9 protein-coding genes are annotated in these 13,372 nt (G+C 42.7%); 1 reads left to right on the forward strand and 8 read right to left on the reverse strand.

From position 1 onward, the window contains the following. Nucleotides 1-10: 10 nt before the first annotated feature. The 3 genes from GGD38_RS08925 to GGD38_RS08935 form a co-directional block, all read right to left on the reverse strand. Complete coding sequence (locus GGD38_RS08925; RefSeq protein ID WP_375298349.1) at nucleotides 11-871, reverse strand: alpha/beta fold hydrolase; 861 nt, start codon at nucleotides 869-871, stop codon at nucleotides 11-13. An 83-nt stretch (nucleotides 872-954) separates the two neighbouring features. After that, a complete protein-coding gene (locus GGD38_RS08930) occupies nucleotides 955-2,343 on the reverse strand; it encodes a sigma-54-dependent transcriptional regulator (protein ID WP_375298348.1) in 1,389 nt (462 codons plus the stop codon). Beyond that, nucleotides 2,340-4,661 carry a histidine kinase dimerization/phosphoacceptor domain -containing protein gene (locus GGD38_RS08935; protein ID WP_375298347.1) on the reverse strand — a complete coding sequence of 774 codons (2,322 nt, stop codon included), beginning with the start codon at nucleotides 4,659-4,661 and terminating at the stop codon, nucleotides 2,340-2,342. The genes GGD38_RS08930 and GGD38_RS08935 overlap by 4 nt, the downstream gene beginning before the upstream one ends. 267 nt (nucleotides 4,662-4,928) lie before the next feature. On the opposite strand from GGD38_RS08935, the gene GGD38_RS08940 reads away from it, so the two are divergent. Further along, a complete protein-coding gene (locus GGD38_RS08940; RefSeq protein ID WP_375298346.1) occupies nucleotides 4,929-5,804 on the forward strand; it encodes an AraC family transcriptional regulator in 876 nt (291 codons plus the stop codon). A 1-nt stretch (nucleotide 5,805) separates the two neighbouring features. Here the strand turns inward: GGD38_RS08940 and GGD38_RS08945 are convergent, their stop codons facing one another. The 5 genes from GGD38_RS08945 to GGD38_RS08965 all read right to left on the reverse strand — a co-directional run bounded on the left by GGD38_RS08945 (nucleotide 5,806) and on the right by GGD38_RS08965 (nucleotide 13,364). Then, on the reverse strand, nucleotides 5,806-6,846 hold the full coding sequence (locus GGD38_RS08945) for a hypothetical protein (protein WP_375298345.1): 1,041 nt from the start codon (nucleotides 6,844-6,846) through the stop codon (nucleotides 5,806-5,808). Between the two features lie 170 nt (nucleotides 6,847-7,016). Further along, nucleotides 7,017-7,430: a hypothetical protein gene (locus tag GGD38_RS08950; RefSeq protein WP_375298344.1), complete on the reverse strand. Its 414-nt coding sequence runs from the start codon at nucleotides 7,428-7,430 to the stop codon at nucleotides 7,017-7,019. A 263-nt stretch (nucleotides 7,431-7,693) separates the two neighbouring features. Then, nucleotides 7,694-8,587: a hypothetical protein gene (locus tag GGD38_RS08955; protein WP_375298343.1), complete on the reverse strand. Its 894-nt coding sequence runs from the start codon at nucleotides 8,585-8,587 to the stop codon at nucleotides 7,694-7,696. A 50-nt stretch (nucleotides 8,588-8,637) separates the two neighbouring features. Further along, on the reverse strand, nucleotides 8,638-10,227 hold the full coding sequence (locus GGD38_RS08960) for a RagB/SusD family nutrient uptake outer membrane protein (protein ID WP_375298342.1): 1,590 nt from the start codon (nucleotides 10,225-10,227) through the stop codon (nucleotides 8,638-8,640). Between the two features lie 17 nt (nucleotides 10,228-10,244). Continuing rightward, nucleotides 10,245-13,364 carry a SusC/RagA family TonB-linked outer membrane protein gene (locus tag GGD38_RS08965; protein WP_375298341.1) on the reverse strand — a complete coding sequence of 1,040 codons (3,120 nt, stop codon included), beginning with the start codon at nucleotides 13,362-13,364 and terminating at the stop codon, nucleotides 10,245-10,247. Nucleotides 13,365-13,372: the final 8 nt, after the last annotated feature.

Raw genomic sequence — 13,372 nt, forward strand, 5'->3', positions numbered from 1 at the left:
TGATGGTTAATCAATGCGCAGTACCGTACTTTATATTGTTGATTATAAAAGCATGTATATAGGTGGCTATCATTTCGGGAAACTGGTGTTGCGGGCCATGGCCGGCGCGGGGTATAACCACCACCTGTGTGGTTGGCAGCTTCCTGTTCAGCTCGAACCAGTTCTCGGGCGGAAAACATATTTCATGATCGCCTGAAATAACAAGAATGGGAATAGTTGTATTGGTTAGTTTTTCTAAGGCCTTGTATGGGTCCTGCACATAATCAACACCGCCTTTGCCATAGTGCTGTAATTGATCGAGCGCCACCAGCGTATCTTTATCAATGGTCCTTTGCGCTATACGGTCGTGGCTTTCCTTTGCCGTTTTTCTACTCAGTTCTGAAATGGGTTCAAAGAACAGAATGATCTCATCGTCGAAATCATTTACCGGTTTATAGGCGGTTGCTTTAAAGATCTCCTCCATATCGTGGCTTACCTTGCCAGGGGGCCTTGTACCTATGAGTATTGTTTGGGAAACAAGTTCAGGAAATTCGGTAGTCACTATCTGTGCCACCCAACCGCCAAACGACCAGCCGCCCATAATGATCTTATCGAACTTTAAATAGGCAGCCAGATCAATTACATCACCGGCAAAACTTTTTATATTCGTATGGGGCGTACCTTCTGATGAGGCATGACCGGTATAATTAAAAATGATCACCTGGTAGTGTTTGGCCAGTTCATCGAGGAATAAGGGGTCCCAGTCATCGAGCATCCCCCGGAACCGTTGGCACAGGATCATGGGGTATCCCTGCCCTATTGACCGGTACGCTATTTTTTTTCCGTTTACTTCTGCGAATTGTGTGCGGGCATTGGTGGCATTTACTTCCATAGCAATTAATTTTTTGATCAATCCATCGCTATCAAAATTAGTCTGCCGCTGTACCTTAATCAATAGTTAAATGGTGCTACTGCTTATACATTTCGGTAATGCCCTGTTTTAATACCAAGCTTTTTTAATTTTGAGTTAAGCGTTGAGGCATGAATATTCAACAGCTCTGCAGCACCACCTGTACCTGATACTTTTCCATTACATTCTTTTAAAGCGGCTATTATATTGCTCCTTTCATTTTCTTCAATGGTCTTTACTTCTGCGGGGCCTGGCAGCAATGGTATTTTGGGTTGCACGGGTAGGGAAATATCGTCTATAAAATGCCCTTTTGTAAACAGCATCGATCTTTCAACCAGGTTCTCCAGCTCCCTGATATTTCCGGGCCAGTTATACTTCATTAATTTTTCCAATGCCATACCCGAGATATCGCTTACCTGTTTATCCAATTTCTGATTAAAGGCCTGCATAAAGTAAGCGATCAAAAGCGGAATATCTTCTTTTCGTTCACGCAGGGGCGGTACTATTATGGGGAATACATTTAGCCTGTAATAAAGGTCCATACGAAATCGGCCTTCTGAAATATCTTTCTCCAGGTTTCGGTTGGTAGCGGCAATAATGCGTACATCTATTTTCAGGGTTTCTCTTCCGCCTACCCGTTCTATTTCTTTTTCCTGCAAAACCCTTAACAGCTTTACCTGTATCTCTGGCGGCATTTCGCCTATTTCATCCAAAAAAATGGTACCGCCATTTGCCTGTTCAAACTTGCCGATCCTTTTTTCCAATGCACCGGTAAAAGCGCCCCGCTCATGACCAAATAACTCCGATTCAATAAGCGTTGCCGGCAATGCCGCACAGTTTACTTTTACAAATGGTTTTAATTTTTTTGACGACAGGTCATGAATACATGCGGCGATCTTTTCTTTGCCGGTACCGCTTTCGCCCAATAGCAACACAGAGGTTTCGGCTTTGGCAACTATCAAAACAGCATCGAGTACCAATTGTAACGACTGGCTGTTTCCAATGATGTTCTTAAACTCGGGCACCCGCGAATGATCGGCCAGTTCGGCCTGTGCCTGTTCGTGCATTTTTTGGGAAGCAAGGCTTTGCTCGTGCAAATACCAGGCAATGTCAACAGTAACCAGAATATCTTTTTCCCTGAATGGTTTTACCAGAAAGCCGTATGGTTTTGTAACCTTGGCTTCATCGAGGGTTTTCTTATTTGAATTGGCCGAGAGGTATACAAACCCGATCTTCTTTTCGCCCAGCTTTTTTGCCAGGTCAATGCCCGTTAGGTTACCCTGTAAAAAAATATCGATCAATACCAGGTCGGGTTTTTCGTTTTCAACAATTTCCAATGCTATTGGTACCGATCGGGCAATAGAACATACTTCATAACCTGCTTTTTCCAGTATCAATTGCAGGCTATCTGCTTCAATAAATTGATCTTCTACTATAAGAATCTTCTTCATCATGAATTAAGTTCTCCTGTTTTTTTTCTTGCCTTTCGTGGTTCAAATGAAAACAACTCTTCCTGAAATTCTACGGTGATCTTTGTGCCATATGAATTGTCAATGCTGAAATCGCCGCGCACATCATCACTCAATCCTTTCATCAATCTCAACCCCAGCGAATCGCGTTGCATTTTATTCCAGTTATCGGGTATGCCTATACCATTATCGGCAATGCACAGTCTTATTCTTTTATCAGCTACTCGTTCCATACCAATGGTTATTTCACCGCGCCGGCCACCGGGGAACGCGTACTTGATAGCATTGGTAACTGCTTCATTTAATATTAGCCCAACGGGAATGGCCTTTGAAATATCGAGGTGAATATCCCTTATATCGGTAGTGATCTGTATTTGGTGTTTTATATCAAAACCATCGCGCAGGTATTGGAGCAATTCAGGTAAATACAACATCATATCGATGTTGGTTGAATTTTCGTTCTGATACAGTTTCTGATGTATGAGCGACATGGCATATACGCGGTGCTGGCTGTTTTGAACAGCCTTTAACGCATCGTCTTTCAGGTATGCTGACTGTGATTGCAGCAGGCTCATAATAGTGTGAAGGTTATTCTTTACGCGATGGTGAACTTCTTTCAACAACCATTCTTTCTCTTCGAGTAAGTGTTCAAGGGTAAGATTCTTGATACTTATTTCCTGATTGTTCCTTTGTTTAACACGGTATTGATTATATAGCAAGCCAAGAATGATAAAAAGCAGCAGGATGCCTACTAAAGTTACGTCTTTCAGCCAATTTGCCGTCTGTAATTTTGCCTGTTTAAGCTGGTCTTGCTTTGAAAGCAGTTCCAGGCGTTGTTGTTTTAATAATATGTCTTTATCCTTTTTAGCCGATGCGGTGCTTAACGCCTGAATGTTCTGTTCTTTGGTTAGTGAGTCGTAGCTGAATTCCAATTGCGCCTGCTGCATACGTTGCCTTTGTAATTGCGACAAATTGGTAAGCAATAAAATATCCTGTTCTTTGATCCTGATATCCTTATCTTTTTTCTCGGTTTCGTATTTGATCTGCAGCTCGCGGTTTTCCCGCACTTTGGCCTCCTGGTAGCCTACTTCATCAATTTCCTTGTTACGCATTAAATGCTGCATGGCCAGCAAATGATTGCCTGCTGCGGAATCAGATTTAAATAACATAAAATAAAAATGTGCTGAATTGGCAAAGAACCCTGAAGCAAGACATTCATCTAATAAAGGTTTGGCTTTGACGTACCGGCCACATTCAATATACAGTTGCGCAAGGTGCTTTTTGGCGTCCATTTGATTATACGGCATGTCCTCCCGCTGATACCTTATTAAATTCAGAAAATGTACTTCTGCAGAATCATATTGCTTAAGGACCCGGTAACAGGTCCCCAGCGCATCTTCCACATTCCTCTTATCCTGATTAGTACGGGGTGCGTAAGCCTGACATTTTTCAAGTACCTGGGCTATGCCATCCCTTGCACGGCCCATTTTGGTCAGGGCTTCTGCATGTAAAAAACCAAGCTCAAATATTACACTCGATGGCTTTTTTTTATCATAACTGTATGCCAGGTCGTAATACTCAACAGCTCTTTGAAACTGCCCTATTATCCGGTAAGTAAAACCCAATTTGTGATACAACGAGGAAGCTGATGACAGGTCGCCGGTATTCTCCATTGCCTTTACCGCTTCTAACTCGTAATACAGCATTCTGTTGAAGCTATTATTTAAAGCCTGCACAGTTATCAGGCGGTCGTAGATGTATTGTAATTTTGTGAACCCCTTTGTTTTACAAAATGCTATCGCTTCCAGGAAATATTTTTCAGCTATATCCGTCTTATACTGATGCAAATAAGCCTCGCCCAATTGTATCAACAGTCTCAATTCACGTTCGGGCAGTTCGCCAGGCTTTTTGCCATGCCATTCTTTATCAATGCCTGTAACAGCACTGTCTAACACCTTACCATTGGCATCCCAGTTTCCAACAGTAGAATATACATTGCCGGTTATAATAAGCGCTGCATGGTAACCATCGGTAAAATTAAACCGCATGGCCTGTATACGGGCTTTGTTAGCATAGTCCATAGCCTTGTTTACATCTACCAGCTCCTCACCGGGTAATAAAAGATAATATTGCCCCAGTAGTAGTAAGATCTCGATCTGCACAATTCCGGGTTTGCTTTTTTCCAGTTGGGTCAGTAACTCAGCCTCGTCGCCTGGTACAGGCAGTCTTAACCACGGCACGTTCTGTGCATGAACCTGCAAATAAAATGCGGTCAAAAAAAGAAGAAAGATTCTCTTTTTCATAGCAGTTGGTTTTGGTAGCTATGTAATAGTGGTATTAACTTAACATGAACTTTTGCAGTATTCAGGCCTCCACTTCGTTCATCCCTTAAAGATAGATCAAAACTTTTATCAAAATGCAATTAGCGAAATATCGCTAATTCGTGAAATGTCGCTATTAATTCCAGCACAACGTCTCTATAACACTTGTCAAATCAACACCTTATACAATGGCATATCTATTGTCATCTGTATACCTGAACTCAACTACTTAATCATAAACTTACTGCCATGAACACCGCCATCCTGTTCGCCAATTCAGTAGCCCCCCATATTCTGACCAACGATAACAGCCTTCATTTTGAGATCAGTTTAATTGAAAGCGCAAAGCCCGCTTATACTACCAATATCACTGCAAAAAAGATCAATCATTTTGAAATGCTGCTCATTCAAAAGGGCAACGGTTCCCTGCAGCTCGATGGGCAGGATCATATGCTTGCAGAAAACAGCACCTATTGCATCTTTCCCGGCCACTTCAGAAAAATGCATTTTGCGCCCGGCACCGAGGGCTATTATATTTCTTTTGCCACTGAATTTCTAAGACTCTCAGAAGGATATAATAACAGCGCGGCCTGGATGGAGCAATATAATAATGTGGCCGCCACTGTTCTTTACAAACAGACCATGCCCGAGCAGGAAGCCATTGCCCGAAAAATGCAATGGGAATACAATAACAGCCTGGATAAACGGCAGGAACTATTGAAAGGACTTTTGAATATTTTTCTGCTATACTTTTCGAGAAACCTAATTAAACCTGTCATCAACGAAACTCCCAACAGGGAAAAAGAACTTGTCAATAAATTTGTCGGGTTGCTGAAAAAGAATTTTTATACCAAGAAATTTGTAAACGACTATGCGGCGCTGCTTTCGGTGACACCCAATTATCTGAACCGTACAGTTAAAAAAATTACCGGTCACCCCACCAGTTATCATATTCAACAGCAAATTATTCTGGAAGCTAAACGGCAGGCCATTTACTCATCAGAAAGTATGAAACAAATTGCCTATGGCCTGGGTTTCGATAACCCGGCCCATTTTAGCAAGTTCTTTAAAAACAATTGCGGGGTGAATTTTACTGAGTATAAAAGCCAGTTGCAAAGGGTGTAAATCATCTTTTATTAATGCGCATATACAACCCTACCTCCCCAATAAAAACAATATCATCGTACCTGATGTTCAGGTAGTCGCGGCCGGTGTAGGCATGTATAAGAAAACCAACCTCATTGGTAATGGAAGGCATATAGGTTAGGTATGCATGGCAGCCGAAACGGTATTTATTTTCGTATGGGTAGTTACTCATATCGCCCACAATATATTCCATATCGGTCCTGAATGAGAATTGCCGTTGCTTGGCGACCTTTTTAGTTGAAGTGCTTAAAATAGAATTACGGGTAACCAGCTTTGAGGCCCGTAACCATTGAAAACTGAATAAGGCCCTATGTTTTCCATAGCTGTAGTATTGTGCCGGGTTGAACCCCAGCGGGCCGCTGATATCAATTTCCCTTTGCCAGCCAACAGCGGCCGACAACACATGTTCTCTTACCGAAACATGCGCCACATTGAAAAGCGCCCGTAAATAATTGGTACTAAAATCGCCCGAGCGGTAATTATTCCGCTGATTGCCTTCATCGTCCTGCATAAAAAATGAATCGGCATGCCCGTTTGAATAATGGTGCATTTGCACCGTTAACCAGGCATTGGTTGAACGGTCTTTTATTAAACTGGCTACAGGCGTAAGCAACAGATCGAGCCCCAAACCAAACCTGTTATTGGAGGGTAACAGCGGGCTTGAACTATCGCGTGTAAGCCGGGGTGTTATGGCTACATCAAATGTTAAACGCAGCCTTTGCAACCACCCGGGGTTATAATATTTTCCCCGGTGAATAACAAAGCGGTTGGTAAAATTTCCTTCCAGCCAATATCCTTTTTTCCCTTCTCCATCTCTTAAGGGGATCTTTCTTTTTTTAACAGGTTCTATATGAGGATAAGCCAGGTACATCAACGGATCGTGGTTCACAAGCAGTTGATTATAGCGGTCCATGGCAAAATTGGGCGAAGAAGTTGACAAAGAATCGGGCGACCATAAATTATGCTGCGCCTGTGCCAGTACAGGAGCAAGCAAACAAACAATAACAAATAAACGGTTCATTTTTTTATGAGTTATACATGGGGAACATATTGCATCGATCGCGCATTTGTTTCTACAGTGAGGGGGCAAAAAATAGCAGCCTTTCCATGTCAGGCTGCTATTCTTGTAGATAGGATAAACTATGACTCTCAACTACAATTACGAGAGCCGCTGCTACTATAGATCTTAAACTATTTCAATCCCCACAATTCAACTTCCGCTTTGGAAGTTCCTGATCCCGTAACAGTTCTATATACAAAGGTTACATTCTTTATTTCGTGGTCCTTGTTCTTAAGCTCTATCACCCTGCTTTCTTCACCGGTCTTCAATTCTGATGCCAGCGCAATATCTTCTGTGGTACCGCCTTCATACGCCACCTGCATATTCTCTATATGAACAGGCGCATCTTTAACTTTTACCTTTAGCGATTTAAACTTGTCTTTCCCTATTAATATAAACTTATCCTTATCGGTACTAAAGTCAACTTTTGCATCACCGATCTTGTTCCAACCCGGTTTATTTTTTGTAATAACCTCGGGCTTTTGTGCATGTAGCGCAGTAAATGTTAGAAATGTGGTCATTAGAAACAAAATCATTCTTTTCATGGTAACTCCTTTTTTACGTGAAATAATGTGTTCACTTGTTAGAGTTATATGATCAGCAAAATCTGTTCCCTGTGAAAAATGGGTAATGGCATTGCAACATTGAGATAACGTTCATCTAAAAACTAAATGGTGTTGTTTACTAATATAATGAATATGGGAACGCCTGAACCGGCTAATAAGGTTGAGTTACCATAAATAAAAAAACCTGCAGCGTGGCCATTACTCATAACCAGCTGCAGGTATTTTATTCCGGAGGTTCGGTATTATTTAGAGTAATAGTTCAGCACCATATACTCATTTTTTGATTTATTCTTTACTCCCAATTGCATAGTGTGTTCTGTTAGCGTCAACACCTTTAAACTATATAAATTTCCCGCATCTGTAGGCGTATAGGAAACGCCTAATACAGTAGCGTTACTGGTAGTTAGCATTAATGTATTTACATCAAAAAAGTATGTACCAGATTCTGTATTAACGCCTGCAACTCCTTTATGATCTGTTGTTAAATAGGGCCCGCCTTTCAAACTAAAGGTCATAAAGCCATAATCTCTTTTTTCTGCCGCCCAGGTATCGTTCAGGTAATTGGGCTCATACTTCCAGCATAAAGGATCTGATTTATCTGAACATTGGGGCCAGATAATACTTTGGCCGTCGGCTGCTTTGGTACTTGCCACATTGTTGCCACCCGCAAAAAAGATGGGGCTCTTAAAGTAAATCTGACTTCCGGCTGCATCTGCATCCAGCATCCAGGTTTTTTCCTTTCCGGGTCCGCCGGTGAGTAGGTTCCAGAGCGGGTCATTCACATAGTTCAAATTATCCCTGGTTACATGAAGGGTAATGGGATCCAGCTCTACCAACCCCGCACCGGTTACAGCTGTGCGTTTGATCACGTAATCACCTTTAAACGCATAACGCACTGTATCTACCTGGTGAGTTGATGTACCGGTTGCATAATTCCAATAAGGTTCAATCTTGTCAGTATGATTGATCAAATAAACCGTATTGCCACCTGCATCAACAGCAAGGTCCTGCTTCACTTCCATGTTTATGGCCGATTTATCGGGCAATGAGCCTAAACTGTAGTCTTTCTTTTTACAGGAAAGTATCACTGTTGACGCTATAATAATAAACAGCGTTATCAGCTTTATAAGTTTCATTGTTATTCTTTTAATGTTGTTAATGTTTTCAAATACCCTCCATCGCTCTGTTACCATCCTGCATTTTGTTGCAATACGTTATTCGACAAAGTGATTTGTGTATAAGGTATTTGCGACAGCCCTTTGGTTTCAGTGATCTTCGATGACAGAATGGTCTTTGTTGCATTTGCACCACCATTTTGAACGGTCACCGATTCGCTAATGGCAGCTGCTGCTACGTTCACACCCTGGCGAAGCAGGTCCCAGTAACGAATACCTTCACCCGCAAATTCCAATCTTCGTTCAGCCATAAGATTTGCCTGGTTTACCGGTTTGGAATTGCTGGCGCCAAAAGCCCGCTTGCGTACGTCATCGAAATACTTTTGCGCATTGGCTGAACCCAGTTCGGCAGCCATTAACAACACGTCAGCATACCTGATAGACACGTAATCCTGGTACTGGCCAATCTGAAAGTTCGCCCCACCCAATTTTTCTGCCAGGCTTTTACCGGTAGAATCGGACATGGGAGAATATTTTTTGATATAGTAACCGGTATATTCCCGCTGATCCTTCTGGTTCTCGAAAGCAAGGTTTTCACCGGTAATAGAAGTTATAGAGGCAGTTTTGCGGGTGTCACCTGCTTCATAAGCATTCCACAGTTTTGCATTTACGGTTGCACCGCCCCAACCTGCGCCATACGGGGTAATAGTTTGAGCGCGGATGCCGTACATAACCATCCAGTGATTACCATCGGTATTGCCGTTATAATTGCTGGTATAAGTGTACTTGATGGCAAAAACAGTTTCTTTATTATCTTCTCCTGCATACTTATTAACAGATGCTGCCGGCCATAAAAAGGCAAAGCTGTCAACGAGTGCAAATCCGCCATTACTGATAACATCTTCGACATAAGTCAGTGCCTGCGTTTTTGAAAGGGAACCTGCGAGATCTACTTTATTGTAGTAACCGGTATAATACAGGAATACCCGGGCCATCAATGATTCAGCGGCCCATTTGGTAACCCGGCCATAAGTAGATTTATCCTGGCTGGCATAACCGGTTGCAGGCAGGTTGGCTGCTGCAAACTTCAGGTCTTCGGCAATCAGTTGATAAACACTGTCGGCACTGGCCTGAGGTACATTTTCCATGGTAGGCTTTGTGATCAGCGGAATATTACCCCATAACCGCACCATATCAAAATAGCAGTAGGCGCGAATAAACTTTGCTTCCGATTCATATATATTCCGCAACTTTTCACTCCCCGACCAGTTAACCTGATCTAATTTTGACAGCAGCAGATTGGCCCGGTAAATAGCTTTATAATAATTGATCCAGTTGTCGCCAAACAGGTTTTGATCAGAAGGCGAACGAAGCTTATCAAACTCGTCCATCATTTGATAACCGAATCCATCAGAATTACCAGTGCCGCCAAAAGCGTCATCAGACATTACTTCGGCCGCTACGGGCAAAGCAATACCACCTGACCACACTCGTTGTAATCCATCGTATACACCTACCAGTGCTTTCCATGCATCATTGGGTGTTTTATAAAAGTTCTGTTCGGTACCATCTTTTACCTCCTGCGTATCGAGAAAGCTTTTTTTACAGGCTGCCAGCGACAACACAATGATGATGGGTATATATAATTTAAAATTTTTCATTTCTCTTGCGGTTTTAATTAAAAGCGAATGTTTGCACCAACCATTACGATTCTTGGTCTTGGATAAAAGCCTAAGTCAACCCCCGATGAAAAGCCTTCATTATACCCAATTTCAGGGTCCATACCATTGTATTTGGTAAAGGTGAAAGCATTCAATACGGATGCATACAATCTTACTTTGCTCAGGTAATTCTTCTTAAGCAGTGCGCCAAAATCATAACCAAGGGTAATGGTGCTTATCCGCAAAAAGTCTCCATCATGAATGTACAGATCTGAAAACTGTGTCCAGTTGCGGTTATCCTCTGTTACTCTTGGTGTCTTATTCGATGAACCGGGTCCGTGCCAGCGGTCGAGGATCGCTTTCGAATAATTGCCCAGTGAACTGGATTGGTCGCGCCACGACTGAACAATTTGATTACCTGCTACACCCGATGCCTGTACCAGAAAGTCGAATCCCTTATAATCCAATGCTATATTAAAACCATAAGTGAGGTGGGGATTGGGATCACCGATCTTTGTTTTATCCTTGGCATCAATAAGGCCATCATCGTTGAGGTCAACAAAACGTACATCACCGGGTTGCGCTTCTGGTTGTATTTTATTACCCGATTTGCCAGTATAAGCATTCACTTCTTCTACAGTCTGGAAAATGCCGTTTGTTTTTAAACCCCAGAAATAACCAACCGGCTGTCCATTTTCGGCCCGGTAAAACTCGAGCGAATTAGAATACAAAAGATTGTTTTTTCCATGAAGGATGTGATCGGCTGTAGGAATATTACCGATCCTGTTTTTATTCCAGGCGCCGTTGACACCAATTGAATAATTCAGTTTGCCAATATTGTTTCGGTAATTCAATGCAAGCTCAACACCGGTATTCTTTACATCGCCGCCATTGATCACAATTGAATCTACACCAGCGGTTGCCAGCACGGGTATACCTATTATCCAGTCTTTTGTTGTTTTTACATAATAATCGAAAGTCACATTAAGCCGTTTCATCACGGTAGCATCGAATCCTATATTGGTTTGTTCAGAAGTTTCCCATTTTAACCCCGGGTTGCCCAGGCGGTTTGGATAAGCACCCTGAACAGATTGTCCTTCCGTTGGTCCGAAACTATAACCAGCATTTTGAAAACTAATGGCAGATAAATATTGATACGGAGTTACTAATTGATTACCTACCCGGCCCCAGCTTCCACGTACCTTCAGGTGATCGAGCCATGAAACAGATTGCATAAAATCCTCTGATGAGGCAATCCAGCCTGCCGATACCGAAGGGAAATAACCCCAGCGTTGATCTTGTGCAAACCGCGATGATCCATCGGCCCTGAAGGTGAGATTCAACAAATACTTCTCGCGGAAATTATATTGCAATCTGCCGAAGTACGACATCAATGCAGTTTCAGCAGGTTCTCCCGAAAGGGTTATATAGTTTGCTACGCCCACATTTTGCGCAACTGACAGATACGCATAGTTGATGTCTGACACGCGCAGGTCCCAGTTGGAACCATACATATTGCTGCTTTTTGTTTTCAGTGAAGAGCTACCGGCCATAACGCTGAAATTGTGGCCAGTTCCAACTTTGAAATCATAGCTCAGCAAATTGTCGAACTGAATGGTGCGTCCTGTACCCATCGACTGATTTACCCGACTAGTATCATTAAACGCATAAATAGACAAATGATAACTTGGTGTATATCCATGGCTTTGACTGGAGTAGTAATTCAAACCGAGACTTGAACGAAATTTCAACCCTTTAATAGGTTCAACCTGTATATACATATCGCCAAACAAACCCTGGCTGCTGTTTCGGGAGCGGGTGGTATAATCCATCGTTGCATAAGGATTGGATTCTCCCGGATTCCACCTGTCAGCAGATCTGCCCGGATACCAGCCTGCACTGTCGGCGCTGAAGTATTTGCCGGCATCATTATACATAGGCAGGAACGGACTGGTAGTAAAAGCTGCACGTAAGGTATTATTGTACTGATTATCTACCTTAATACCCCGGCTGTTTTGATAATTGAAGGTAAGATGCTCACCTACCTTAACAATGTTCTGATATAAATTGTGCTCAGAGTTTATTCTGAAATTATAACGTTCGAAATTAGAGATACCTGATCCACCAACAATACCGCCCTGGTTTGTATACCCTAATGATGAGGAATATGCCGAACCGGCGCCACCACCCTGTATACCCAATACATAGTTTTGAAAAGGAACGTCCTTATCAAACATTTTCTCCATCCAGTTGGTGTTTACCGGTAAATTATTAATGACGTCATTGGTGAAAATAGGCGCCTTGCCCGAATTGATAGCTTGTTCATTCATGATGGTCGCATACTCTTTTGCATTGAGCAGCTCGGCTTTACGGGCCACATTCTGTGAGCCATAAAACCCATCGAGCGTGATGGTAGCTTTTTGATTGTTCTTCCCTGTTCTTGTAGTAACCAGTATAACGCCATTGGCTGCCTGAGAACCATAGATGGCAGCGGAAGCTCCATCTTTCAACACATCGATGGATTCAATATCGGCCGGGTTCAGGTAGCTGATATCATTGGTTTGAACACCATCCACAACATACAGCGGAGAAAAATTACCTACTGTACCCTTACCACGAATGATCACATTCATGGGCGCACCCGGCTGGCCTGAATAAGAGGTGATCTGCACCCCCGGCGCCTGTCCCTGCAAAGCCTGCAAGGCATTGGTGGTGTTTTGTTTTTGAATGTCGGCGCCTTTAACCTGTACGTTAGCGCCGGTAACCAGTTTCTTTTTTTGTGTGCCGTAACCGATCACAATTACATTCTCCAACTGGCTTTCAGATTCATGTAACAGTATCTTCATTTCGCCCGTACCAACGGTAGCTTCCTGGGTAGCAAACCCAACGGAAGTTATTACCAGTACTTCGCCGGCTGCAGCATTAATAGCGAACTTACCGGCCATGTCGGCAACAGCGGTTCGGCTGGTGTTCTTTACCGTAACCGTTGCGCCCCCAACAGGCTCGCTGGTACGTTGACTAATAATAGTACCCTTCACCGTTGTTGTTTGCGCAAACGTGTTTGTGCTTATAAGGAATACAAACAAAATTCCCCATAGCAACAATGATCGCAGGCAAATCGTTTTGGTTGATTTCATATTTAAAT

This window comes from Niastella sp. OAS944 (assembly GCA_024809215.1).
Classification (GTDB): Bacteria; Bacteroidota; Bacteroidia; order Chitinophagales; family Chitinophagaceae; genus Niastella.